Raw genomic sequence first — 24,481 nt, forward strand, 5'->3', positions numbered from 1 at the left:
CCCCTTTGCCTCGGGCCTGATCCGGGGTTCCCTTTTTCTCCGACGTAGCGCGGGAGCGGGGACCCCGGCTCTAGGCCGGGATGACGGCTGCGTCGGCGAAGACACTTACCGCGCACGAACCGCCATGCCGGGCTTGTCCCGTCACCCACCGGCCCGCGAACTCCGGCTTGGGAGTGTGCGGAACATTGGCCCACCCCCATCAACGCCCTCTTTCGCAGGAACAACAAGCGATCACTTCTTGGCGAGCTTGTCCTTCAGCCCCGCCAGCGCGCCGAACGGCCCGGCCTCGCCTTCGGACAACACACCCGCCTCCTTCAGCGCCGCTTCGGCATTCGGCCCGCGTGGAAAAGGATCAAGCGCCAGCGCCAGCGTTTCCGCCGCAATCTCGCCCAAGTCGATCGTGGCGCCTTCCAGCGGCAGCACGTCGATCGCGTCGTCGTCGAGCTCCATTTCCTCGCCCGGCGCGAGATCGTCGACGAAACGAAGCTCGGTCTGCTCGTCGATACGCGCGGGGAGGGGCTCGCCGGTGATCGAACAGCTTTGCGTCGCCTCGGCGGCTACCTTGCCGACGACTCGAATCCCGCTGGTCTCGCGGCGCAGGGTGAAGTTACCCACCAGTCGTTCGACGGCAAGCAGGCCGAACCGCCCTGCCAACGCCGCGCGTTCCGCCTCGCCGGCCTCGACCGATTCGTTGCGCTCGCCCTCTCCAATCGTGTCGATACGCACGGGGCGTGAGAATTCCGGGGTCATGCCAATCGTCCCTCGCGCAAGGCGGCAAGCGGCACCGTTGCCAGGGACCGGTGAAACGCCTGCAGCCCATCGCTGACATAAGTCGCTGCGTCGTCGGCCGGCGCTTCGCCCCGCCACAGGTTGCGGATCAGCGGCTCGCGCAGGTCACCGGCGGCAATTGCGGTGCGATAGGCGCCAAGCCGGCCGCCCAGCATGCCCATCATCCGCCCGACATGCTTGCCGACGACGATATCGCCAAAGCCGATCTGTCGCACCTGCGCGTCCATGTCGTCGACGAATCGTTCGGTGATGTCGGTCGACAGTGTCGCGGCGCCCGTGTCGCCCGCCGGTTCGGCCTCGATCCGGAGCATCACCATGGCGAGCACCGCCGCGACCATGTCGAATCGCCCGTCCAGCGTGTCGGGTGCGCCCCCCTCGATATACCAATGGGGCTCGCGCGCTTTCGCCACAACCGCGGCGTAGAGCGGGGCTGCCGCTTCGCGGTCGCGCCGCCGGAACCGTTCAAGAAGTGCCAAGATCGTCGTGCCTGCCCGTGCTTGTGTCATTTGTCGCCCAGGCATATTGAGGGGATTGGCCGGCGGCGCAACGGCGCGCCATGCGGCTTACGCTTTTTGCGGAGTGACCATGCGTTTTCCCCTCCTGCTCGCTGCCGTCGCCGCGATTGCCGCCAGCGGCTGTGCCCCGCTTCGTTCGCACCAGGGCTATGTCGTCGATGCGGACCTGCTGAACTCGGTTCAGCCGGGCGTGGACAATCGCCAGTCGGTGCTTGCGACGCTGGGCCATCCCAGCTTTGCCGCGCAGTTCGATCAGGGCGACTGGTATTATATTTCGCGCGACAGCCGGAATTATGCCTTCAACACCCCCAAGGTGCGCGAGCAGCTGACGGTTCAGATCAGCTTCGATCAGAATGGCAACGTGTCCGCTATCCGCAAGGCTGGCGCGGAGCAGACCGCTTCGATCAGCCCGGCCAAGCGCACCACGCCTACTCTGGGCCGCGATCGTGGCTTCTTTGCCGATCTGTTTGGCAACATCGGCACCGTTGGTGCGGCTGGCGGGTCGGGCGGTGGCGGGCCGGCTGGTCGGTAACGGCTACGTTACGATCCTTGCTGGCGGATGACTGATTCATTCGCCGGCCGTTCAGTGGAATCGCGTCATATCTCCCTTCATGGCCGGCAGCCACTTCGGTGGCCGGTTACATGGATGGAGGTTCAGATCATGCGTATCTTGATCGTTTCTGCGCTGATGGCGGCGAGTGTGATGCCCGGCATGGCCAGCGCGCAATCGCCTGGCGAATTGCGCCGCGACCGGCAGGAAATCCGTGAACAGCGCCGCGATCTGCGCGATGCCCAGCGCTGGGGCGATCGGCGCGACGTGCGTGATGCCCGCCGTGATCTGCAAGACGCGCGCCGCGAGTATCGGGAAGATCTGCGCGATCGTGATCGTCGCTGGAGCCGTAATGATTGGTCCGCGTACCGCAACCAGAACCGGGCGCTTTATGCCCGCGGAAACTGGCGGGCGCCCTTCCGCTACAACGATTGGCGGCCCGGCGTGCGGATCGCCCCGGTCTATTACGGCCAGCGTTACTGGATCAACGATCCGTGGCGCTATCGCTTGCCGCCGGTGCGCGCCAACTCGCGCTGGGTGCGCCATTACAACGACGTGATCCTGGTTGATTATCGGCGCGGGATCGTGCTCGACCGCATTCGCAACTTCTACTGGTAAGCGAAAAGCGCGGCGAACAAAGCGGGCCAGACGAGGGATCGTCTGGCCCGTTTCGTATCCGTTGCCCCGAACGGCCGCGCCCGCAGCTATGCTGCGAACGCGGCCGGTGCCTGGCTTGGGTCCGGCACTAGTCCCGAAAGGGGGGTGGGACTAAGCGGCGGAACGCGCGTGTCGCGCTTTGGTTCGGCCCGGCTCACACTATTTGGCGCCACTTCGAAATAAATGACTGGCTCTTGCGTGCGCCGCCGCAATGCTGAACGTTAACCATCGCGAATCGGATGGGGGGCTGGTTGGCGATGGGGGAGCTCGTGCTTGCGGGGCTCGACGCATTGGTGCGCGAGCTCACGTTGTTTGCGGCCGTCGGTTTTCTGATCGGCGGTATCGATGATTTGTTGATCGATCTGACGTGGTTGTCGCACCGGCTGCGCCAGGGCACCACGCGGCGGCCGCTGCGTGATCTGCGGCATCCGCGAGTGCCGGGCCGGTTGGCGGTGTTCGTGCCCGCGTGGGACGAGGCGCCGGTGATCGGCGCGATGCTGCGCACCGCGCTGGCGCGGTTCGAGCATTCGAACTTTCGCCTGTATGTCGGCTGCTACCCGAACGATGGCGCCACGCTGGACGCGGTGGCGGCGGTGGCCGAGCACGACTCGCGCGTCCGGCCGGTGATCGGCGACAAGCCCGGCCCCACGACCAAGGCTGACAATCTCAACGCCATGTGGCGCGCGCTGCGGGACGATGATGCCGCGGCTGGTGTGGCGACCCGCGCGGTGGTGCTGCACGACGCGGAGGACGTGGTTCATCCCTTTGAGCTTGTCGTCTTCGACGCGCTGATCGACCGCTATCCGCTGGTGCAGATCCCGGTGCTGCCGTTGATCGACCCAGCCGCGCGGCTGATCTCCGGTCATTACGCCGATGAATTCGCCGAATCGCACAGCCGCCAGATGGTTTTGCGCGCGGCCCTGGGCGCTGGGCTGCCACTGTCGGGCGTCGGCTGTGCGATCTCCACCGAGCTGCTGGCGTCGCTGGAGGAACGCCATGGCACGCCCTTCGACCAGACCAGCCTGACGGAGGATTATGAACTTGGGCTGCGTGCCGGCGCGCTCGGCTTCAGCGCCTGTTTCGCGCGCGTCGAGGATGCCAACGGCCGGCTGATCGCGGTGCGCGCCTTCTTCCCCGCCACGCTGGAGGCGGCGGTGCGCCAGAAGGGGCGCTGGATGACGGGCATTGCGCTCGCGGGTTGGGATCGGATCGGCTGGGCGCGTGCGCCACAGGTGGCCGATCACTGGATGCGGATGCGCGATCGTCGCGGCCCGCTGGCGGTGGTGGCGCTTGCCGCCGCTTACCTTGCGATCCTCGGCTGGGGGCTGGCGGCGGTGGCCCATGTCGCCACCGGCATCGCCGCGCCGCCGGTGGGCCCGGGGCTGCGGCTGGTGCTGACGGTCAATGCCGGGCTCTTGGCGTGGCGACTGGTCTGTCGGTTTGTCGCGACTCAACGCACCTATGGCTGGCGCGAGGGGCTGTGGTCGGTGCCGCGCGCCATCGTCGCCAATATCATCGCGATGCTCGCCGCCATCCGGGCGGTCGGCCAATATCTGCGCATCCTCGCGGGCGCACCACCACGCTGGGACAAGACGGCGCACGTCTTCCCCGACGAACTGGCAGCATCATGAAGGGCGCAGGCCGCCCGCTGCGCTTCATGGTCGGCCTGATCGGGCTGTGGGTGGGCGCGCGTATCCTGATGCTCTGGCCAGCCGATGACGCCATTGCCGCCGAGGCTGACACCCCAGTCGCGCCGATGCTGGCGGCGGTGGTGGGGACGCTGCCGGTTGCTCGCGACGCCATTGCCATGCCTGTGGCAATCCGCCGCGCTGATCGCGCCGCTTCGCGGCCTGCCGCCATGAAGCGTGACGATGTGCCAATCCCTTCGACAACCCATGGGGCCACCTCTGGCCGCCTCCCCGGCGAAGGCGGGAACCTCGTTGTGAAAGCCGGCGCAGTGGACAGGGTGCGGCGCATGGCGGTTTCCAAACTGTATCCCAGCCCAGGCCGGGGCGGCGGCGGGAGTCGGGCGAACCGTTCTTCACCGCAGTCGCTTGTCTCCCCACGTGCATATTCGCTGCCACCCGCGCCGGGTTCGCGGAAACAAGCGTCACTCGTCGATTCCGCCGTGCAGGCGCGCTCCGCCATCGCGCCGGGACCCCAAGCCAGCCCGCCGCCCGGCGTGCCGCTCCCCTCTCCGGCACCAACGCCGTCGCGCTTCGCCGGCAGCGGTTGGCTGATCGCGCGGCGCGGCGGCGCGGTGCCGTTCGCGCCGCAGCTTGGCGGCAGTCAGGCCGGTGCGCGGCTGACCTATGCGCTCGATCCCGCGCGCCGACTGTCGCTCGCGGGCCGAATCTCCACCGCGCTCGCCAGCCGGCAAACCGAAGCCGCGATCGGCCTGGACTGGAAGCCGACCGCGCTGCCGGTTCATGTCATCGCCGAACAGCGCATCGGCATCGATCGTGCGCGCGGCGGCCCGTCGCTTGGCCTGGTCGGCGGGTTTGGGCCCACGCCGCTGATCGGGCGGTGGCAGCTCGACGGCTACGGACAGGGCGGGGCGATCGTGCGCGATGGCGTGGAAGGCTATGCTGATGGCGCGCTTCGCCTGTCATATCCGCTCCTGACGGTCGGCCGCACCCGGCTCGAACTTGGCCTCGGCGCGTGGGGCGCGGCGCAGCGCGGGGCCGCGCGGCTCGATGCCGGGCCGGCCGCCGCCGCGATCGTGCCGATCGCCGGCAGATCGTTCCGCCTGTCGCTCGAATGGCGTCAGCGGCTCGCCGGCCGGGCGACACCAGCGTCCGGCCCCGCGCTGTCGATCGGCACCGATTTCTGACCGCAAAGCGCTTCCGCCGCACGCCCGAACGGCATATCGGCTGGCAGCATGGATCTCTACCTCCCGATCGCGAACCTGTCGGTCAACGCGCTCGTGATCATCGCGCTTGGCGGTGGGGTCGGGCTCCTGTCGGGGATGTTCGGCGTGGGCGGCGGATTTCTCACCACGCCGCTGCTGATCGTGTACGGCATTCCGCCAACCGTCGCTGCGGCATCGGCGGCAAGCCAGGTAACCGGCGCCAGCGTGTCGGGCGTCTCGGCCTATTTCCGGCGCGGCGGCGTTGACGTAAAGATGGGCGGCGTCCTGGTCGCCGGCGGTGTCCTTGGGTCTCTGTTCGGCGCCTGGCTGTTTCGCCTGCTTCAGGCGACCGGGCAGATCGATACCGCGATTGCCATCACTTATGTCGTGCTGCTCGTCTCGATTGGCGGGCTGATGCTGAAGGAATCGCTGGAGGCGATCGCCGTCACTCGCGGTCGCCGCGCCGCGCCGCCGCGCCGCCGACGGCACCATCCGCTGGTCGCCTCCTTGCCCTTCCGGATGCGCTTCTACCGATCCGGGCTGTACATCTCGCCGCTTGCGCCGCTGCTGATCGGCTTTGGTACCGGTATCCTGACGATCCTGCTGGGCGTCGGCGGCGGCTTTGTTCTGGTGCCGGCGATGATCTATCTGCTCGGCATGGCGACCCAGGTCGTGGTGGGCACGTCGCTGTTCCAGATCCTGTTTGTCACGGCCGCGGCCACGATGGTCCATGCGATGACGACCAAGGCGGTGGATATCGTGCTCGCCGGCCTGCTGCTGGTCGGTTCGGTGGTGGGCGCGCAAGTCGGCGCGCGGTTCGCCGCCAGGGCGCGGCCGGAATATCTGCGTCTCGCCCTGGCGCTGATGGTGCTGCTTGTCGCGGGGCGGATCGCGATCGGCCTCGGCTGGCGCCCCGATGAAATCTACTCGGTGGAATTGTCGTGAAGCGGCTGGCGCTTGCCTTGCTCAGCCCCTTGCTGCTTGCGCAGGCCAAGCCGGTTCTCGTGCCCGATGTGTCGCAGCGTGAGATCCGCATCGCTTATTCCTTCACCGGCGCGGAACTGCTGCTGTTCGGCGCGATCCTTTATCCCGGCGGCAAGCTGCCGAACGATGAGCATCGCACCGATCTGGTCGTGGTGGTGAAGGGCCCGGTTCAATCGATCACGGTGCGCGAAAAGGAAAAGCTCGCCGGCGTGTGGGTCAATGCGGAGGCGCTGCGATATCGTTCGGCGCCGAGCTTTTACGCCATCGCCTCGTCACGGCCGATCGACCGCATTGTCGACGATCGCACCCGCGCGATCTACGAACTGGGGCTCGACAGTCTCCAGCTCTCGCCCGCTTCGTCCGCCGCCCCCCCGGTCCAGGATCGTTTCGCGCGCGGCCTCGTCGATCTGCGCAGCCGCGCTGGCCTTTATTATGAGGCGCCCGGCGCGGTGGAGATCACCGAAGGCGTGTTGTACCGCGCCCGCGTCAGCATCCCGGCGCGCGTGCCGGTCGGCCAGTTTACCGCCGAAACCTTTCTGATCCGCGATGGCAAGGTGCTTGCGGCCGCGGTGCGCGACATCACCGTTCAGAAAGCGGGGTTTGAGCGCTATGTCGCGCAAGCCGCCGATCGCCATGCGCTGCCTTATGGCTTGTTGGTTGTGGCGCTGTCGGTGCTCCTTGGCTGGGGTGCGGGGCGCATCGCGCAGCGCGTGTGAAACTCCTCCTACCGAATTGAAATCATTGCTCACGCTCTGTTTACCCCTTGGGTTTAGCTGGTTTGAGCATGGAACAAGGCGCGGGAAACTCCGATGAGTGAAATGCCGACGCAACATGCGTTCGCGTCGGCGATTGCCGCTGCCGATGCACGCAGGCCTGGCGATCTCGAACCGATCGGCTTCGTGACGGAAATTGCCGGCTCATCGAGCCAGGTCGTGTTTGATCCGGCCGCAATCGCTGCGCTTGGCGGTCACCTCGATCCGGTAATCGCTTCGGGCGGGCAGGTCGGCGGCCAGATCAAGGTGCGCGTTGGCCATTCCTGGCTGATCGCCAACATCCGTTCACTGCGCCTCGACGATTATGAAACCGGCCGCATCACCGCTTACGTCGATTTCCTCGGCGAGGGTGACGAGGAGAAACTGACCGGAAAGCTTTATCAGTTCCGCCGCGGCGTCACGCGCTATCCGGCGCCGGGCGCGGACGTGTATCCGATCTCCACCGCCGATCTGCGGCAGGTCTATGCCGCCGAGGGCCGCGCGCATGTTCAGATCGGCAATGTCTATCCCACCAGCGACATTCGCGCCGCGCTGTATGTCGATGCGATGCTCGGCAAGCATTTTGCGCTGCTGGGCTCCACCGGCACCGGCAAATCGACCTCCGCCGCGCTGATCCTGCACCGTATCTGCGAGCTCGCGCCGCAGGGCCATATCGTGATGATCGACCCGCACGGCGAATATTCCGCCGCCTTTCGCGGCAATGGCGCGCTCTATGATGTCTCGAACCTTCAGATGCCCTATTGGCTGATGAACTTCGAGGAACATTGCGAAGTGTTCCTCACCACCGATGGCGCCGAGCGTCAGGTGGACGCCGATATTCTCGCCAAATGCCTGCTCACCGCCCGCGCCAAGAGCCGGGTGGGCAGCGAAATGCCCAAGCTCACCGTCGATGCGCCGGTGCCCTATTTGCTCAGCGACCTGACCACCGCCATCCAGCTCGAAATGGGCAAGATGGACAAGGCAACCAACACCGCGCCCTATCTGCGCCTCAAGTCCAAGATCGACGAGATCAAGGCCGATCCGCGCTACAGCTTCATGTTCTCCGGGATGCTCGTCGCCGACACGATGAGCGACTTCATCAAGCGCATCTTCCGTCTGCCCGGCGACGGGCGGCCGATCTCGATCATCGACGTGTCGGGTGTGCCGAGCGAGATCACGTCGGTGGTTGTCGCGGTGCTGAGCCGCATGGTGTTCGACTTCGCGATCTGGTCGCGCAACGAGCCGCAGCGGCCGATCCTGCTCGTCTGCGAGGAAGCGCATCGCTACATCCCGCGCGAAGATGACGGATCGTCGGTCGGCCGCATCCTCGGGCGGATCGCCAAGGAGGGCCGCAAATACGGCGTTTCGCTCGGCCTGATCACGCAGCGCCCGTCGGATTTGGCGGAAGGCGTGCTGTCGCAATGCGGCACGATCATCGCCATGCGCCTCAACAACGATCGCGACCAGGCGTTCGTCCGCGCGGCGATGCCGGAGGGCGCGCGCGGCTTCCTCGACTCGATCCCCGCGCTGCGCAACCAGGAATGCATCATCTGCGGCGAAGGCGTAGCCATCCCGATCCGCGTGTCGTTCGACAAGCTGGAAGAGGTGAAGCGCCCGGCCTCGGCTGATCCGGTCTTTTCGCAATTGTGGCGCGACGTCGGACACGAGGATGAGATCATCCAGCGCACCATCCAGAAGTGGCGGGCGCAGGGCCGGTAGCGACCACTCGTCATTCCTGCGAAGGGCGGGAATCCATACTGGCTGGCCGATCGAGCCGCACCCGGAGCGTTTATGGAACCCCGCCTCCGCCGGGATGACGGCAGGGAACGTGGCCCGCCTTATTCCTCCCCCGGCCCCAACGCCGGATCAAGGTCACGCGGGCGGATAAAGCGGGTCAGCGTTCCCGCCGCCGCCGCCACATCCGCCCAATGATCGACGGCGAAGGTCAGCTCCGCCACCGTCGCGGTCGGATATTTTGCCTCGGCCGCCGCGACTAGCGTCGGATCGCCGCCGGCCATCAGCATGAGCACAAAATCCTCCAGCCCCGGATTATGTCCGATCATCAGCAGCCGATCGGCATCTCGGGGCGTCTCGCGCGCGACGTCGAGCAGCGTTACGGCGGAGGCGAGGTACAGCCGTTTGTCCCACGCCGGATCAATCGCGGCGCCATAGCCCGCCGCAACCTCCGCGATCGTTTCCACCACGCGGCGTGCGGGCGAGGCGACGATATGGTCGAAGCCGAGCTCCAGACCCTTCAGGTGCCGGCCCACCACTTCCGCAGCCTTACGACCCTTGGCATTGAGCGGACGATCGAAATCGCGTGCGACGGGATCGTCCCAGCCCGATTTGGCATGGCGCAGCAGCGTCAGCGTCTTCAAGCCGAAAACTCCCCTAGGTGGCAGGCGCTGCCTCATGCCCCAATGCCGCGCGCGAGGAAAGCCGCGATGCAACGCGCGCGATCGCTTCGTCCAGCGGCACGCGCGCGATCGGCACGCCGGCGGGAAAGGCGTCGAGCAAGCGCGAGGGCGTGGCGGCGGACAGCAGCACGAACACGCCGCGATCGTCGGCGGATCGGATCAGCCGCCCGAACGCCTGCGCCATGCGCGCCCGGACGATCCGGTCATCATAGGCGCTGCCCCCGCCTGCTAGCCGCCGCGCGGCGTGGAGCACGGTCGGCTTGGGCCAGGGCACGCCCTCCATCACGACGAGCCGCAGCGAATGGCCCGGCACGTCCACGCCGTCGCGCAGCGCATCGGTGCCGAGCAGCGACGCATGCGGATCGTCGCGAAATATATCGACCAACGTCCCCGTGTCGATCGGATCGACATGCTGCGCCATCAGCGGCAGCCCGGCGCGGGCCAGCCGGTCGGCGATGCGCGCATGCACCCCGCGCAGCCGCCGGATCGCGGTGAACAGCCCGAGCGTGCCGCCGCCCGCCGCCTCGATCAGCCGGCCATAAGCATTGCTGAGCGCCGGAATGTCGCCGCGCTTCACATCGGTGACGACCAGCACTTCCGCGCGGGCGGCGTAATCGAACGGGCTTTCCGCCTGGAAGCGCACTGCCGGCCGGGCGAGGTGCGGCGCACCGACCCGCGCCTCCGCCGTCTCCCATGTGCCGCCCGCGGTCAGCGTGGCCGAGGTGACCAGCGCGCCATGCGCCGGCTTGAGCACGATCTCCGCAAACGGCTGCGTCGGATCGAGCCAGTGGCGATGCAGCCCGATGTCGAACTCGCGCCCCTCGACGCGGTCTACCGCCAGCCAGTCGACGAAGTCCGCGCTCGCCGGCCCCCCGACCCGCGCGATGAGCGACAGCCACGCCGCCACCGTCTCGGCGCGCCAGCCGATCGAGGCGATCGCGCCTTCCACCCGCGCGCGCGCCGCCCCGTCGAGCCAGTCGGGCCCATCGATCAGCACCGCTTCCAGCCGCTTCCCCAGCGCCACAAGCGGCCGATACAGCGAATCGAGCGCCTCGGCGGCCGGCGCGGCGGCCTCGATCAGCTCGGGCGAAGGCTCGGCGAGTTCGGTCTCCAGCCCGTAGCCGGCGTCCTCCGCCCCCTCGGCGCGCGCGTAGGTGAGGCCGCGCACATTGGCGAGCAACGTCTCGATCGGCCCGAACGGCGCGCCTTCAGCGACTCGCTGCAGCCACCCATCGGCGGCCAGCCCCTGCGCGGCCTTCACCGCGTCTGCAATGGCCTGAGCACCGCCCTCGTCATAGCTCGCCACGTCCGACAGGCGTGCCGCCAGGCCCCGCCGCCGCCCGCGACTGCCCGCCTCCGGCCCGACGATCCAGCGCCTGAGCTCGATCGTCTCCTGCCCGGTCAGCGCGGTGGCGAACATCGAATCGGCGGCATCGAACAGGTGATGCCCCTCGTCGAACACATAGCGCGTCGGCCGCGTGCTGAGCTCGCGCCCGCGCGCCGCATTCACCATCACCAGCGCATGATTGGCAATGACGATGTCCGCCTCCGCCGATGCCCGCGCCGCGCGCTCGATGAAGCATTTGCGGTAATGCGGGCACCCCGCATAGACGCACTCGCCGCGCCGGTCGGTCAGCGCGGTCGAGCCGTTGCGCCGGAACAGGGTCGGCAGCCAGCCCGGCAGGTCGCCACCGACCATGTCGCCGTCGGCGGTATAGGCCGCCCAGCGCGCTACCAGCTGCGCCAGCACCGCGGCACGCCCGGCGAATCCGCCTTGCAGCGCATCCTCGAGGTTGAGCAGGCAAAGGTAATTTTCGCGCCCCTTGCGCGTCACCACCTTCTCGCGCCGCACCGCTTCATCGGGATAGACACGCCGCGTCTCGTGCCCAAGCTGGCGTTGCAGCGCCTTGGTGTAGGTCGAGACCCACACCGGCCCGCCTGCCGCGTGCGACCAGAGGCTGGCCGGGGCGAGATAGCCCAGTGTCTTGCCAATGCCCGTGCCTGCCTCCGCCAGCACCAGATTCGGCATCTCCCGGCCCGCGCGCGGCGCGAAGGCGTCCGCGGCAGCGGCGGCATAGGCGCGCTGCCCCGGCCGCGCCTCGGCCGCGTCGCCGACGAGGTGCGCGAGTTGGGCCTGTGTTTCGGCTGGATCGATAGACACCGTGCGCGGAGCGGGCCGGGGGGCGGCTTCGTCCCACTCGGGCAGCTTGGAGAACAGCCAGCGTTCGTTCTGCGCCGGCTTCTTCAGCCGGTCGGCCAGCACGGGCCCCCACGCCCAGCGTAGCCGGAACAGCGATTGCGCTGCCGTCCACGCCCCCTCGCGCTCGGGCCAGTCGCCCTCGGGCGTCGCCAGCAGGCCTTCGGCAGCGGCAAGGAGGAAGGGCGCGATCGCGGCATCATCCGCCGGTAGGTCGAGCCCGGTGACGGTGGCGAGCCCCTTGGGCGTCGGCACCATGAAGCGCGCCGGACGGAGGAAGGCGTAGAGCTCGAGCAAGTCGAGCCCGGACAAATCGGCATAGCCCAGCCGCTGCCCAATCAGCGGCGCGTTCATCAGGATCATCGGCGTGTCCGCCGCCGCCCGGATCGCCTCGCCGCGCGACACCGCGCGAGTCTCGCCATCGCGCGCGATCCAGATGCCGGTGTGGCTGGCGTGCAGGGCGGGGTAGGGAAGCGGCACGAGTGATCCATTAGAACAAAGCGGCAACCGGGGCTAGGGTGCGGAAACGCAAAGGCGATCATTCCGGGCGCGCGAGTCGATCCTCAGAGCGCCGTCACCCTGAACTTGTTTCAGGGTCCACTTCTCCGCGCACCGGTCCGGCGTTGGTGGCGCGGTGGATGCTGAAACAGGTTCAGCATGACGGAAGATTAGGTACAGGCGCCATCGCTAGATCTGGACAGCTTGCCGTTCTTGTCTCCGACGGCCGCCCCCCGCAATCCCCAGAAACTTCAACTAACGCTATTGCGAACCACTTGCTCCATGATCCCGCTGCTGAATACACCTGCCCACCCGATCAAGGCTGGATTCCCCGGCCCCCCTGTGCTTAAGGCTCCATGTTTTCGGTTATGGTAAGGCGAGCCCAGGCATGAACATTCACGAATATCAGGCCAAGGAACTGCTGGCGAAGTTCGGCGTCCCGGTCCCCGCAGGCTTTGCGGCGCTCAGCGTCGAGGAAGCGGTGGAAGCGTCGAAGAAGCTGCCTGGGCCGCTGTATGTTGTGAAGGCGCAGATCCACGCCGGTGGCCGCGGCAAGGGCAAGTTCGTCGAACTGCCGGCCGAAGCCAAGGGCGGCGTCCGCCTCGCCAAGACCGAGGAAGAGGTTCGCCACGCCGCGACCGAGATGCTCGGCAACACGCTGGTGACGATCCAGACCGGCGAGGCCGGCAAGCAGGTCAACCGCCTGTACGTCACCGACGGCGTCGACATCGCCAAGGAATTCTACCTTGCGCTGCTCGTCAACCGCGCGACCAGCCGCATCTCGATGGTCGTTTCGACCGAGGGCGGCATGGACATCGAAACGGTTGCGCATGACACGCCCGAGAAGATCCACTCGATCGACATCGATCCCGCCACCGGCTTCCAGCCGCACCACGGCCGCGCCGTCGCTGCCGCGCTCGGCCTGACCGGCGATCTTGCCAAGCAGGCCGCCTCGACCGCGTCGAAGCTGTACGACGCGTTCCTCGGCACCGATGCCGAGCAGATCGAGATCAACCCGCTTGCCGTCACCGAGGACGGCAAGCTGATGGTGCTCGACGCCAAGGTCGGCTTCGACGGCAACGCCATGTTCCGCCACAAGGATCTGATGGAGCTGCGCGACGAGACCGAAGAGGATCCCGCCGAGCTGGAAGCCTCCAAGTACGACCTCGCTTACATCAAGCTCGATGGCGACATCGGCTGCATGGTCAACGGCGCCGGCCTCGCCATGGCGACGATGGACATCATCAAGCTGAACGGCATGTTCCCAGCCAACTTCCTCGACGTCGGCGGCGGCGCCTCGAAGGAGAAGGTGACCGCGGCGTTCAAGATCATCCTTGCCGATCCGAACGTGAAGGGCATTCTGGTCAACATCTTCGGCGGCATCATGAAGTGCGACATCATCGCCGAGGGCATCGTCGCCGCGGCGAAGGAAGTTAATCTGTCGGTGCCGCTTGTGGTTCGCCTCGAAGGCACCAATGTCGAGAAGGGCAAGGAAATCCTCGCCAATTCGGGTCTCGCCATTGTGCCGGCCAACGACCTGGGTGACGCTGCGCAGAAGATCGTCGCCGAGGTGAAGAAGGCGGCGTAACTACAAGTTTCATCGCGCTCCATCGTCATGCCGGCGCAAGCCGGCATCTCCCCGACATGGAGCGCGACACCATTGGGAGACCCCGGCGTTCGCCGGGGTGACGACGACATAAGAGAGGACAGCAGATGAAGGTGCTGGTGCCGGTCAAGCGTGTGCTTGACTATAACGTGAAGCCCCGCGTGAAGGCTGACGGGACGGGGGTCGATCTGGCCAACGTCAAGATGTCGATGAACCCGTTCGACGAGATCGCGGTCGAGGAAGCCATCCGCCTGAAGGAAAAGGGCGTGGCAACCGAGATCGTCGTGGTCTCGATCGGCGAGCAGAAGGCGCAGGAAACGCTGCGCACCGCGCTCGCCATGGGCGCCGATCGTGCGATCCTGGTTACCGCGGAAGACCGCGTCGAGCCTTTGGGTGTCGCCAAGATCCTCAAGGCGATTGCCGACGAGGAACAGCCGCAGCTCGTGATCCTCGGCAAGCAGGCGATCGACGACGACAACAACCAGACCGGCCAGATGCTCGCCGGCCTGCTCGGCTGGGGCCAGGGCACGTTCGCGTCCAAGGTCGAGGTGTCGGGCGACAGCGTCACCGTCACGCGCGAAGTGGACGGCGGTCTGGAGACGGACAAGTTCAAGCTGCCGGCGATCGTCACCACCGATCTTCGTTTGAACGAGCCGCGCTACGCCTCGCTGCCCAACATCATGAAGGCAAAGTCGAAGCCGCTCGCGACCAAGACCGCCGCCGACTACGGCGTCGATGTCGCGCCGCGCGTCAAGACGCTCAAGGTCGTCGAGCCGGGCAAGCGTCAGGCGGGCGTCAAGGTCGCCGATGTCGATGAGCTGGTGATGAAGCTCAAGGCGATGGGCATCGCCAAGTAAGCGGCACGCACCATAATCCCGCTCACCCCGGACACGGCGAAGATTGTGCTCTGTGCGCAAACTTCGGAAAGTTCGGGATGATCGGCTGAAAGGGGCACGGGCCCCGAGAGAGGTTCAAGATGAAGACTCTGGTTTGGGTCGAACATGACGGATCGGCCGTCAAGGACGCCACGCTCGCTGCGGTAACCGCCGCGTCGAAGCTGGGCGAAGTTCACCTGCTCGTCGCCGGCAAGGGCGTCGATGCAGTGGCGCAGGAAGCCGCCAAGATCGCAGGCGTCGGCAAAGTCCATGTCGCCGACGACGATGCCTTCGCGCATACGCTGGCCGAGAATGTCGCGCCGCTGATCGTCGAACTGATGGGCCATCACGACGCGTTCGTCGCGCCGGCCACCACCTCGGCCAAGAACATCGCGCCGCGCGTCGCTGCGCTGCTCGACGTGATGCAGATTTCCGAAGTGCTGTCGGTCGAGGGCGAGGATACGTTCACGCGCCCGATCTACGCCGGCAACGCCATCGCCACGGTGCAGACGTCGGACGCCAAGAAGGTGCTCACGGTTCGCACCACCGCCTTCGAGAAGGCGGCAGCGGAAGGCGGCTCGGGCGCGGTCGAGGCGGTCGCCTCCACCGGCGACAAGGGCCTGTCGACCTATGAGAGTTCGGAAATCGCCAAGAGCGCACGTCCGGAACTCGCCAGCGCGAAGATCATCGTCTCGGGCGGCCGCGCGCTGCAGAATGGCGAGAACTTTACCAAGCTGATCGAGCCGCTCGCCGACAAGCTCGGTGCCGGCGTCGGTGCCAGCCGCGCGGCGGTGGACGCTGGTTTCGTGCCCAACGACTATCAGGTGGGCCAGACCGGCAAGATCGTCGCCCCGGAAGTCTATATCGCGGTCGGTATCTCCGGCGCGATTCAGCACTTGGCCGGCATGAAGGATTCTAAGACCATCATCGCCATCAACAAGGACGAGGACGCCCCGATCTTCCAGGTCGCCGACCTCGGCCTGGTAGGCGACCTGTTCAAGGTGGTGCCGGAGCTGACCGAAAAGCTGTGAGGCATGGAGCGTAGCTCCAGGCCGGTGTTCAAGCGAAGCGAGCTCACACAACCACGGCCGGCTGGCGCCGCCACAGCGGCGTCCGGCAACGCGGGTTTCACTCCCGCGTTGGCCTCCCGCTTCGAAACCGAAGGAGCGGCGCACCACTCGGGCGCCGCTCTTTCGATTCTTCCAGACCTCCTGTCGCTCGCCGGCAGCTTGCCGCAGGAACGGGCCGGCATCCGCCTCCACGGCAACCCAGCCTTGCGCGCGATTCTCGCCAGCGACGCGATCCGAAACGTGCTCGCCCACCACGACGGCACGACCGCCTACCGGCCGGTACGCGCCATCCTGTTCGACAAGTCACCCGCCACCAACTGGAGCCTGGGCTGGCATCAGGACCGGACGATCGTCGTCCGAGCGCGCGACGACATGCCCGGATACGGTCCGTGGAGCCGCAAGGCAGGCCTCCAGCATGTCGAGCCGCCCTTTGCGCTGATCGAGGCGATGCTGACGCTTCGTATCCATCTCGATGATGTGCCGGCGGATAATGCTCCCTTGCGGGTCGCACCGGGTTCGCACCGGCTCGGCCGCCTACCGGAGCAGGAGATCGAAACAGTCGTGAGGCGCTGCGGCATCCGCTCCTGTCTCGCCACGGCAGGTGATGTCTGGGTCTATGCCACTGCAATCGTCCACGCCTCCGCGACCGCCAAGCGGCACGCGCATCACCGCGTGCTTCAGGTGGATTTCGCGTCCGTGGACCTGCCGCCGCCGCTCGCCTGGCTCGGCGTCTGATCCGCGCCGGTGCCGACCCGAAGCGTCGCGGCGGGATCAAAGGTTAGGTCGGCGCGATGCCAGGCGATCGCTTGCGCCAGATCGTGCTGATAGGCGAGTTCCAGATGCGCCGCCCGTGCGCGCACGTCATGCGCCTTGGTCGCCGCCCGGCGCTCCATGATCGCGCGTTCGCGGTGATAAACGTCGGTCCGCTGCTTGGGCACCGGCTCCGCCGTGTCCGACATGTTCCGCTCCCTTTCCAGGTGGTGAGCAAGCACCAGCAAGGGAGAAGAGTGCGGCTGCGTTCGTGAAGGGCCGGTTGCACCATTGATGCAGCAACTCGCGTAAACTCCGCCCCATGCGCGCGCGTCACGGCACTCTGCGGCGCCAAAATGGCGCAGATTACGCGCACTTCACGTGCACAAGACCCCCCCCTGATCTCCACCCGCCTCATTGCCCCCCACGCCGCCCCTCGCTTAGAAGGCGCGGCATGTACGGGGGAAGAACAAGCCGCTGGCCAACGCTTCTGGCCGTCACGGCATCGCTGGCGCTGGCGGGCTGCGGCACGACGCGGTACCGACCCGTCAGCGACACACCCGTCCGGCTCGGCAAGCCCTATACCGTGGGCGGCACCACCTATACGCCCGCCGCCGATCCCATGTTCGACGTGCTCGGCTACGCCAGCTGGTACGGCTCTGAGAGCGGCAACCAAGTCGCGCTAGGTGAACGCTTCCGCCCGCAATGGGTCACTGCCGCGCACACTACCTTGCCGCTGCCGACCTATGTCGAGGTCACCGCGCTGGAAACGGGCCGCACCATCCTGGTGCGTGTCAACGATCGCGGGCCGTTCGCGCGTGGCCGAATCATCGATCTCTCGCGCGGCGCGGCAGAACAGCTCGGCGTGCATCGCTCCGGGGTAGCGGCCGTCCGCGTTCGCCGCGTCGATCCGCCGGAAGAAGATCGCGCCCGCCTGCGAAAGGGCAAGCGCGCCGCGGAGCGTCCGCGTGTTCCAGATACCGCCCTAGCCAACCTGCGCGCGCAGCTCGAGGCCGGAGTCCGCCAGGGACTCGTGCAGGCCCCATGACGTGAAAAACCCCGCCGTCTCATCCGAGAAGGCGGGGTTTTCAAAGGTGGTGGGCGTGGCAAGGATTGAACTTGCGACCCCTGCGATGTCAACACAGTGCTCTACCACTGAGCTACACGCCCACACGGGGAGCGGCGCCATTAGCCGGGCCTTCCCCGGTGCGCAAGCCCCTGATCAATTCAGGCCGGCAAATTCTCCCACCTCGAACATCCGATCCACTTCCATCACCAAATCGCGCAGGTGGAACGGCTTCGACAGAACGCGCGCCTGCGGCATCGCCTTGCCAGCCTTCAGCGTCACGGCGGCGAAGCCAGTGATGAACATCACCCGCAGATCCGGACGAACTTCGCCCGCCTTCTGCGCCAGTTCGATCCCGTCCATCTCGGGCATGACGATGTCGGTAAGCAGGAGGTCGAACTCCTCCGCTTCGATCAGTGGCAGCGCCGCGGTGCCGCGATCAACGGCGGTCACCGCATAGCCAGACTTTTCCAGCGCGCGCGCGAGATACTCGCGCATCACATCGTCGTCCTCGGCTAACAAGATTCGGATCATTCGTGGGTCCCTGCGATCAGCGCCGAGATTATGCGGAGATCACTTAAGATTTTCCAGACGGCGCCGCGCTTTGCTGTCTCGCATTGCGACAGACGGACTTCCTCCATAGGCTGCGTCCGCGATGGAGTCGTGCTTTGATCTGACCGGCGACGCGCCACCAGCGAGCCCCGTCATATTGTCGGTCCCGCATGCCGGACGCGACTATCCCCCCGTCCTTCATGATGCACTTCGTGCACCTTTCATCGCCTTGATGGCGCTGGAGGACCGCTTCGTCGATGAGGTGGCGCTTGCCGCCCGCGGAGTGGAGACGACGATCGTGCAGCGCGCCGCGCGCGCCTGGATCGATCTTAATCGGGCCGAGCACGATCGCGATCCCCGGCTCGACGATGGCGCACCGGCCGGGCATCTCAGTGCCAAGGTGCGCAGCGGTCTTGGCCTTGTGCCCCGGCGCACGTCGAGTGCCGGCGAGCTATGGCGCCGGCGCTTGGGCGCAGACGAGGTAGCGGCGCGGATCGCCATGGCACATCGGCCGTATCACGCGGCGCTGTCTGCCACGCTAGCGGCTGCGCGCGCGCGGTTCGGCGTCGCGGTCCTTCTGGACATTCATTCCATGCCGCCAATCAACGGAGGGCGAGCCCGGATCGTGATCGGCGATCGTTTCGGCCGGTCGGCGGCGAATCGCTTCGTTGCCCGGATCGAGGCCGCCGTCGCAACTGCAGGGTTGGAGCAGGCGCTGAACGCGCCTTACGCCGGCGGGCACATTCTGGAACGTCACGGAGATCCCAAGGGCCAGATCCATGCGGTCCAGCTCGAAATCGATCGCTCTCTATATCTCGACGCACGCCTCGATCAGCCAGGTCCTGGCTTCGATCACGTAGTGGCGCTGGTCAGAAGCATCATCGATGCGCTGACAGATGAAGCGATCGACATGCCCGCCGTGCTGGCCGCTGAATAAAAAACCACCCCGGGCGGATGCCCGAGGTGGCCTAGGTTCAGGGAGGAGACACACCCAAAGGCGTGCCATACGGTTCCGCGAAAGGGGGGACACGGAAACCGTACCTGACTAAAATAATCACCCAGCAATTGGTTTCAAGAGGCACGACCGAAAGCGCTCAACTCTTTGCCCGGTGCGGCCCTGCTTCCCGTCAAGGCTCTAGCTCGCACGGACTCGATCCGCGACGCCTCAGGCCAAGCCCGGGTGACGCCGGGAAGCGCAGTCGCTCTCAGCCTGCCATGTTCGGCTGCGGCATCTTGCCCATCTGCACCTGACGCGCGAACACTTCGCGCATCAGCGACAGCGAGAAGAGGTGCGCGTACAGCAGCGGCAGCATGCCGCTTTTGGTCATCTTCCGCAGCTGGTCGCCGCGCAGATCCTGCAACTTTTCCTCGTTGATCATCTGGAAGCCGCGATACACGAACGGTTGATCAAAGCCTTCCTGTTGGATCGAAACTTCGCCGTCCATCAGCAGCTCGCTCTCACGCAGTTCGTTCATGAACTGGCCGGTGCGAGCGCCGGCCTGCTCGAACTGTTCGTTGAAGGAGAGGATGTTCTTGGTCACTTCGCTCGGCTCGCCGTTTTCGAATAGCGCCTGGCCGTCCTCGAACTTGCCGATCGTGTCCGATGTCGGATCGAAGCACAGCGACAGCTCCTGCGCATCCGGGCGAAGGCGGGCGAGCAAATAGGGGTAGCGGCGGATATAGGCGGGCACGTAGAAGGTGCTGTCGACCAGCTTGCCGTCCGCGTCGACGAACACGTTGACGCCCTCGTTCAGGCCCATCAGCGCGATCGGGATTGAATCCTCCCCGGCGGAAAACACGATCGGCATATAACGCTGGATCAGCGCAAATTCGTCGATCGTTACCGGGATCGCGTGCTGCGTTGCGAGAAACGGCGCCGTTTCCGCGGGGCGGATCTTGTAATCGGCGTGCAGATCGCTCGAGAGCGGCTCGAGGCCATTGTAGAAAAGCGGAAGCTGCTGCGGCGCGCTGGCCATCAAATCTCTCCAGATAGGGATGTGGAGCGGCGCCGGCCGCCCGAACCCGCGCGCCCTATTCGCCCATCGCCTGTGGCGCAAGCGCCAGAAGCTTGCCCGGATTGAGGATGCCTTCCGGATCCATCGCCTGCTTGATGGCGCGCAACGTCGCCATGCGCGACGGGGAGGACAGCCGCTCCAGTTCAGCTAGCTTCATCTGACCGATGCCATGTTCGGCGGAGATCGAGCCCCCCGCTGCGACCACCAGATCGTCGACGAAGCGGGTGACGCTCGGCGCTTCCTCCGCCAGCCAGGTCACGCGATTGGCGCCGGCGGGCGCTCGAACGTGGAAGTGGACGTTGCCATCTCCCAGATGGCCAAAGCCGCTGGCGCGCGTGCCGGGGAAGCGCGCGTCGCACGCCTTGGCTGCGTCGATCAGAAAGCGTGGCATCGCCTCGATCGGGACCGAGATGTCGTGCTGCGCCGCTGGTCCTGTGGCGCGTTCAGCATCGGAGATCGAGTCGCGGATACGCCAGAACGCCTCCGCCTGCGCTTCGCTGGCGGCGATGGTCGCATCCGTGGCGATGCCGTCGGAGAGCGCGGCGGCGAGCACGCGTTCGACAAAAGCCGTCGGATTCGATGCGTCCGGATCGCTCGTTACCGCCTCTACCAGGACGTGCCAGGGATGCCCGCTCGGCAGCGGCGCGCGGGTGCCGGATACATGCGTCAACACGGCGGCGAGCGATTCCGCAGGTAACAGTTCGAAACTCTCGACAGCATCGCCTGCCGCCTCGAACCGCCGTAGCAAGCGCAGCGCAGCGTCTGGGGTCTCAACTCCTACCCAGGCGACCGCGCGCGCCGCGATGGCAGGGGCGAGCCGCAAGGTGGCGGCGGTGACGATGCCGAGCGTGCCCTCCGCCCCGACCAGCAACTGGTTGATGTCGTAGCCGCGATTGTCCTTCTTCAGCGCCGACAAACCCTCAAACAGGCTGCCATCGGCCAGCACCGCCTCGACGCCCGCGACCAGCCCGCGCATCGTGCCCCAGCGCAGCACCTGCGTGCCACCGGCATTGGTGGATACGAGACCGCCGATCGTCGCGGAGCCGCGCGCCCCAAGCGTCAGCGGGAAACGGCGCTCGGCTTTCGCCGCCGCGGCATGAAAGTCGGCAAGGATCACGCCGGCTTCCGCGATCGCCAACCCCGCTTCGGCGTCAAGTGATCGCACCTGGTTGAGCCGGCGCAGCGACAGGATTACCGCGCTGCCGTCCGGGAGAGGCGTCGCGCCACCGACCATTGACGTATTCCCGCCCTGCGGCACCAGCGGCACGCGCTCGCGATTGGCGGCTGCCACGATCGTCTGCACCTCGGTTACGCTGCCGGGCTGGAGAAGGATCGGCGCATGGCCCTGCCAGCGCTTGCGCCAGTCGATTTCCCAAGGCGCGATCATGGCGGGGTCGGTGACGACAGCACGTGCCGGCAGAACAGGGGAAAGCGATTCGAGAAGACGAATTTGCTGCGGGGTCATGGCCACATGATCGCCGCAATTCATCAGATGTTCAAATTGTTCGCGGCACGCGGGGGCTTGTCGCCCATGACCAGCATCCGCCGCCCCATCTTGCCGCTCCTGCTTGCTGCCCCGTTAGCGGTTTCCGCAAGCGAGCCGGTCAGCGTGCATTATGCCCAACTTTCCTATCGCGAGCGGATCGTGATCCGTATCCCGCGCCTGCCAGTGTTCGCGCGCGGCCATCGCCCATCGGCTATCGACTGGAAGGAGAAGAAAGGGCCGCGCTGTGTCGATGCGCGAACGTTGGCCAGCGCGGCCGTCTCGCCGGACGGCGATGTTGATCTGATCGTAACGGACGGGCGACGGTTACGCGCGAAGCTGGACGATGATTGTCCGAACCTAAACTTTTACGGGGGCTTCTACCTTAAGCGGGCGAAGGACGGGAAGGTCTGCGCGCGCCGGGACATGTTGCAGACGCGGTCCGGAGGGCGTTGCGAGATTAGCCGGTTCCGCACCCTTGAGCAGAAGAAATAGGCTCTCGGCAGCGTTCCGCGTGCGTTTTTCTTGACATTTCGGGCCCGATCGCGTCTCGCGCAGACCATAAAAGGGCGCCATCGACACGCCTTCTTTTCAGGAACGCCATGAACTTCGCCGACCTCGGCCTGTCAGCAGAACTCCTCCGCGCCGTGGATGACACGGGCTATACGGAACCGACGCCGATCCAAGCTTCGGCAATTCCAAGCGTGCTGATGATGCGCGACATCATCGGCGTCGCGCAGACCGGCACGGGCAAGACCGCGTCGTTCGTGCTGCCGATGATCGACATTCTGGCCCATGGCCGTGCTCGCGCGCTGATGCCCCGCAGCCTGATCCTGGAGCCGACGCGAGAACTCGCGGCGCAGGTTGCCGAAAATTTCGAGATCTACGGCAAGTACCACAAACTCTCGATGGCGCTGCTGATCGGCGGCGTGCAGATGGGCGATCAGGTCAAGGCGCTGGAGAAAGGCGTCGACGTGCTGATTGCCACGCCGGGCCGGCTGATGGACCTGTTCGGACGTGGCAAGATCCTGCTCAACGGCTGCAGCATGCTCGTTATCGACGAGGCAGATCGCATGCTCGACATGGGGTTTATCCCCGACATTGAGGAAATCTGCCAAAAGCTGCCCAAGCAACGCCAGACTTTGCTGTTCTCTGCCACAATGCCGCCCCCGATCAAGAAACTGGCGGATAAGTTTCTCGAAAATCCCAAGACGATTGAGGTCGCACGGCCCGCATCGACCAACATCAACATCGCTCAATGGGTGGTGCCGGTGAAGGGGCCTGCGTTCGAGAAGCGCGAGGTGCTGCGGCACCTGCTGCGCGAGGAGGCGGTGAGCACAGCGATCATCTTTTGCAACCGCAAGACAGCGGTGCGTGAGCTCAACAAAAGCTTGAAAAAGCACGGCTTTGCTGCCGGTGAAATCCATGGCGACATGGAGCAATCGGCACGTATCGCCGAGCTTGACCGGTTCAAGAAGGGCGACATCAACATCCTCGTCGCCTCCGACGTTGCTGCCCGCGGCCTCGACATCAAGGGCGTGAGCCACGTCTTTAACTTCGATGCGCCCTGGCACCCCGACGATTACGTCCATCGCATCGGCCGCACCGGCCGCGGCGGCGCGACGGGCATCGCCTATACCCTGGTGGCGCCCGACGATGCCGAGAATATCGAGAACATCGAAAAGCTTACCGGACAAAAGATCGATCGCCGCGAGGTGAAGGTCGAATCCGCGCCCAAGCCGGAACGGCCGCAGCGCGCTAAGCCTGAGGCGGAAGAGCGAGCACCCCGGCGCTGGCGTGAGCGGGATCAGGACCGCGGCCACGACGATCGTCGCCGGCGGCGCGACCCGATCGACGACGGCCCCGACGATGGCTGGAACGGCCCGGTTCCGGCCTTCCTGAGCGTCTCGATCACCGCCTGAAATGGTCGCATGGCGCTACCGGATTGCCGGGCGCGCCATGCGGCTGTACGCGAAGGTCATGCGGCCGCGCACGTTTGGCGTGCGCGCCCTGTTGTGCGATCCCGAGGGACGTATCGCGTTGGTTCGGCACTACTATGTCGCGGGCTGGTTTGCCTCCGATGGCCTGCCGGAGGGCACGACGCCGGCCACGCGGCGGCGGATCGCGGAGCACGTGGCGGGACTTCAAGGGTTTGGGATGTGGTGAGGGCCTGAGGCGTAGGGCGGCCGGTTGCGCACGGTTCACGCTTTCTTCTTCAGAAACGCAAGGATCACCAAAGCCTTGTACGCCGGCGCCGAGTGGTTTCCGTGATTTCGTTAGTGTCGGCCTCCACCTCCCAGCTGTGGTTCTCGACGATCCAGGCGCTCACCGGGCGTCCACGGCCGTCACGCGAGGGGCGAAAGCGGAAGCGCTCGCGGATCAGACGGCAAGTGACAGCATCGACCTGGCGGTTCCCGCTCGATCGGGTGACCACGCATTCCGGCACCCGACCGTTTGTCGCGACGAGGTAACGTACGCCAACGGTGCCGACGAACCCGGTGGCGAATAGCGCTTCGGGCAGATCAGAGGTGCTCATGCGGCCGCGCAGAAAGGTAGGGCCTGTCTCCTCGCCATAACCACCGCCGTCACCGTCGCCGGCGCCGCCGCTTCCGAAGCCGTCACCCACACCGCCCGCACCGGTTCCCGGGCCGCGGATGTCAGCCGACCCGGACATGTTGTCGTTCGCGACATATGGTTTGGGAGCGGCGATCACGGGTGGCGGCGGCGGGGGGAAGAGAACGATCGGCTCGGGCGCGGCGATCGGTGCCGCGCGGCTGCGCAAATTGGGGGCAGAGGCGCGGCCTTCCGGGCGAGAAGAGGTGGTACGGGGCGGGGGCTCGACGTGTGGTGGTGG

The 24,481-nt window shown here is 66.3% G+C and carries 25 protein-coding genes and 1 tRNA gene; 16 read left to right on the plus strand and 10 right to left on the minus strand.

What is annotated here, in order from left to right; translation table 11 throughout:
* Positions 1-231: 231 nt before the first annotated feature.
* Together SPHI_RS13680 and SPHI_RS13685 are read right to left on the minus strand one after the other, a co-directional pair.
* Complete coding sequence (locus tag SPHI_RS13680; RefSeq protein ID WP_076745516.1) at positions 232-750, minus strand: YceD family protein; 519 nt, start codon at positions 748-750, stop codon at positions 232-234.
* Entirely contained in the window at positions 747-1,265 is a 519-nt protein-coding gene (locus SPHI_RS13685) for a ubiquinol-cytochrome C chaperone family protein (protein WP_233130936.1), read from the minus strand. Before SPHI_RS13685 ends, SPHI_RS13680 begins: the two co-directional genes overlap by 4 nt.
* Before the next feature lie 109 nt (positions 1,266-1,374).
* Here SPHI_RS13685 and SPHI_RS13690 point away from each other — a divergent pair, with 109 nt between their 5' ends.
* From SPHI_RS13690 to SPHI_RS13720, 7 genes are all read left to right on the plus strand, one after another.
* Positions 1,375-1,836, plus strand: coding sequence for an outer membrane protein assembly factor BamE (locus SPHI_RS13690; RefSeq protein WP_076745518.1), 462 nt, complete (start codon positions 1,375-1,377; stop codon positions 1,834-1,836).
* A gap of 129 nt (positions 1,837-1,965) precedes the next feature.
* Positions 1,966-2,472, plus strand: coding sequence for an RcnB family protein (locus SPHI_RS13695; RefSeq protein WP_076745539.1), 507 nt, complete (start codon positions 1,966-1,968; stop codon positions 2,470-2,472).
* A 278-nt stretch (positions 2,473-2,750) separates the two neighbouring features.
* Positions 2,751-4,142 carry a glycosyl transferase family protein gene (locus SPHI_RS13700; RefSeq protein WP_076745519.1) on the plus strand — a complete coding sequence of 464 codons (1,392 nt, stop codon included), beginning with the start codon at positions 2,751-2,753 and terminating at the stop codon, positions 4,140-4,142.
* A complete protein-coding gene (locus SPHI_RS14750) occupies positions 4,139-5,344 on the plus strand; it encodes a hypothetical protein (protein WP_083720006.1) in 1,206 nt (401 codons plus the stop codon). Before SPHI_RS13700 ends, SPHI_RS14750 begins: the two co-directional genes overlap by 4 nt.
* Positions 5,345-5,392: 48 nt before the next feature.
* Complete coding sequence (locus tag SPHI_RS13710; protein ID WP_076745520.1) at positions 5,393-6,307, plus strand: sulfite exporter TauE/SafE family protein; 915 nt, start codon at positions 5,393-5,395, stop codon at positions 6,305-6,307.
* Complete coding sequence (locus tag SPHI_RS13715) at positions 6,304-7,062, plus strand: TIGR02186 family protein (RefSeq protein WP_076745521.1); 759 nt, start codon at positions 6,304-6,306, stop codon at positions 7,060-7,062. The genes SPHI_RS13710 and SPHI_RS13715 overlap by 4 nt, the downstream gene beginning before the upstream one ends.
* A 93-nt stretch (positions 7,063-7,155) precedes the next feature.
* Entirely contained in the window at positions 7,156-8,817 is a 1,662-nt protein-coding gene (locus SPHI_RS13720; protein ID WP_076745522.1) for an ATP-binding protein, read from the plus strand.
* A gap of 119 nt (positions 8,818-8,936) precedes the next feature.
* Here SPHI_RS13720 and SPHI_RS13725 read toward each other — a convergent pair whose 3' ends face one another.
* Both SPHI_RS13725 and SPHI_RS13730 read right to left on the minus strand, forming a co-directional pair.
* A complete protein-coding gene (locus SPHI_RS13725) occupies positions 8,937-9,476 on the minus strand; it encodes a SixA phosphatase family protein (RefSeq protein ID WP_076745523.1) in 540 nt (179 codons plus the stop codon).
* A gap of 13 nt (positions 9,477-9,489) precedes the next feature.
* Positions 9,490-12,192, minus strand: coding sequence for an ATP-dependent DNA helicase (locus tag SPHI_RS13730; RefSeq protein ID WP_076745524.1), 2,703 nt, complete (start codon positions 12,190-12,192; stop codon positions 9,490-9,492).
* 406 nt (positions 12,193-12,598) lie between these two features.
* Here SPHI_RS13730 and sucC point away from each other — a divergent pair, with 406 nt between their 5' ends.
* From sucC to SPHI_RS13750, 4 genes are all read left to right on the plus strand, one after another.
* On the plus strand, positions 12,599-13,798 hold the full coding sequence (gene sucC, locus SPHI_RS13735) for an ADP-forming succinate--CoA ligase subunit beta (RefSeq protein ID WP_076745525.1): 1,200 nt from the start codon (positions 12,599-12,601) through the stop codon (positions 13,796-13,798).
* 125 nt (positions 13,799-13,923) lie between these two features.
* Positions 13,924-14,673 carry an electron transfer flavoprotein subunit beta/FixA family protein gene (locus SPHI_RS13740; RefSeq protein ID WP_076745526.1) on the plus strand — a complete coding sequence of 250 codons (750 nt, stop codon included), beginning with the start codon at positions 13,924-13,926 and terminating at the stop codon, positions 14,671-14,673.
* A 119-nt stretch (positions 14,674-14,792) separates the two neighbouring features.
* The gene (locus SPHI_RS13745; protein WP_076745527.1) at positions 14,793-15,722 is read left to right on the plus strand and encodes an electron transfer flavoprotein subunit alpha/FixB family protein; all 930 of its coding nucleotides are present in this window, start codon (positions 14,793-14,795) and stop codon (positions 15,720-15,722) included.
* A 108-nt stretch (positions 15,723-15,830) separates the two neighbouring features.
* Entirely contained in the window at positions 15,831-16,496 is a 666-nt protein-coding gene (locus SPHI_RS13750; RefSeq protein WP_076745541.1) for a phytanoyl-CoA dioxygenase family protein, read from the plus strand.
* Here the strand turns inward: SPHI_RS13750 and SPHI_RS13755 are convergent.
* A complete protein-coding gene (locus SPHI_RS13755; RefSeq protein ID WP_076745528.1) occupies positions 16,439-16,720 on the minus strand; it encodes a hypothetical protein in 282 nt (93 codons plus the stop codon). The two genes, SPHI_RS13750 and SPHI_RS13755, sit on opposite strands and share 58 nt — an antisense overlap.
* Before the next feature lie 245 nt (positions 16,721-16,965).
* On the opposite strand from SPHI_RS13755, the gene SPHI_RS13760 reads away from it, so the two are divergent.
* Positions 16,966-17,559: a septal ring lytic transglycosylase RlpA family protein gene (locus SPHI_RS13760; RefSeq protein ID WP_076745529.1), complete on the plus strand. Its 594-nt coding sequence runs from the start codon at positions 16,966-16,968 to the stop codon at positions 17,557-17,559.
* 47 nt (positions 17,560-17,606) lie between these two features.
* On the opposite strand, the gene SPHI_RS13765 is transcribed toward SPHI_RS13760, so the two are convergent.
* Together SPHI_RS13765 and cpdR are read right to left on the minus strand one after the other, a co-directional pair.
* Positions 17,607-17,681, minus strand: a tRNA-Val gene (locus SPHI_RS13765).
* Between the two features lie 52 nt (positions 17,682-17,733).
* A complete protein-coding gene (gene cpdR, locus SPHI_RS13770; RefSeq protein ID WP_076745530.1) occupies positions 17,734-18,111 on the minus strand; it encodes a cell cycle two-component system response regulator CpdR in 378 nt (125 codons plus the stop codon).
* A 121-nt stretch (positions 18,112-18,232) separates the two neighbouring features.
* Here cpdR and SPHI_RS13775 point away from each other — a divergent pair, with 121 nt between their 5' ends.
* Positions 18,233-19,066: an N-formylglutamate amidohydrolase gene (locus SPHI_RS13775; protein WP_076745531.1), complete on the plus strand. Its 834-nt coding sequence runs from the start codon at positions 18,233-18,235 to the stop codon at positions 19,064-19,066.
* A 268-nt stretch (positions 19,067-19,334) separates the two neighbouring features.
* Here the strand turns inward: SPHI_RS13775 and SPHI_RS13780 are convergent, their stop codons facing one another.
* Both SPHI_RS13780 and SPHI_RS13785 read right to left on the minus strand, forming a co-directional pair.
* Positions 19,335-20,105, minus strand: coding sequence for a SapC family protein (locus SPHI_RS13780; RefSeq protein WP_076745532.1), 771 nt, complete (start codon positions 20,103-20,105; stop codon positions 19,335-19,337).
* A 55-nt stretch (positions 20,106-20,160) separates the two neighbouring features.
* On the minus strand, positions 20,161-21,609 hold the full coding sequence (locus SPHI_RS13785) for an FAD-binding oxidoreductase (protein ID WP_198927883.1): 1,449 nt from the start codon (positions 21,607-21,609) through the stop codon (positions 20,161-20,163).
* 6 nt (positions 21,610-21,615) lie between these two features.
* Between SPHI_RS13785 and SPHI_RS13790 the strand changes: the two genes are divergently transcribed.
* From SPHI_RS13790 to SPHI_RS13800, 3 genes are all read left to right on the plus strand, one after another.
* Complete coding sequence (locus SPHI_RS13790) at positions 21,616-22,122, plus strand: hypothetical protein (protein WP_233130937.1); 507 nt, start codon at positions 21,616-21,618, stop codon at positions 22,120-22,122.
* Between the two features lie 107 nt (positions 22,123-22,229).
* A complete protein-coding gene (locus SPHI_RS13795; RefSeq protein WP_076745534.1) occupies positions 22,230-23,549 on the plus strand; it encodes a DEAD/DEAH box helicase in 1,320 nt (439 codons plus the stop codon).
* Position 23,550: 1 nt separating this feature from the next.
* A complete protein-coding gene (locus tag SPHI_RS13800) occupies positions 23,551-23,793 on the plus strand; it encodes a hypothetical protein (protein ID WP_076745535.1) in 243 nt (80 codons plus the stop codon).
* 64 nt (positions 23,794-23,857) lie between these two features.
* Here the strand turns inward: SPHI_RS13800 and SPHI_RS13805 are convergent.
* A partial coding sequence (locus SPHI_RS13805) for an energy transducer TonB (RefSeq protein WP_233130938.1) occupies positions 23,858-24,481 on the minus strand: 624 nt, incomplete at its 5' end.

The organism is Sphingomonas jeddahensis (assembly GCF_001981525.1).
Taxonomy (GTDB): domain Bacteria; phylum Pseudomonadota; class Alphaproteobacteria; order Sphingomonadales; family Sphingomonadaceae; genus Sphingomonas; species Sphingomonas jeddahensis.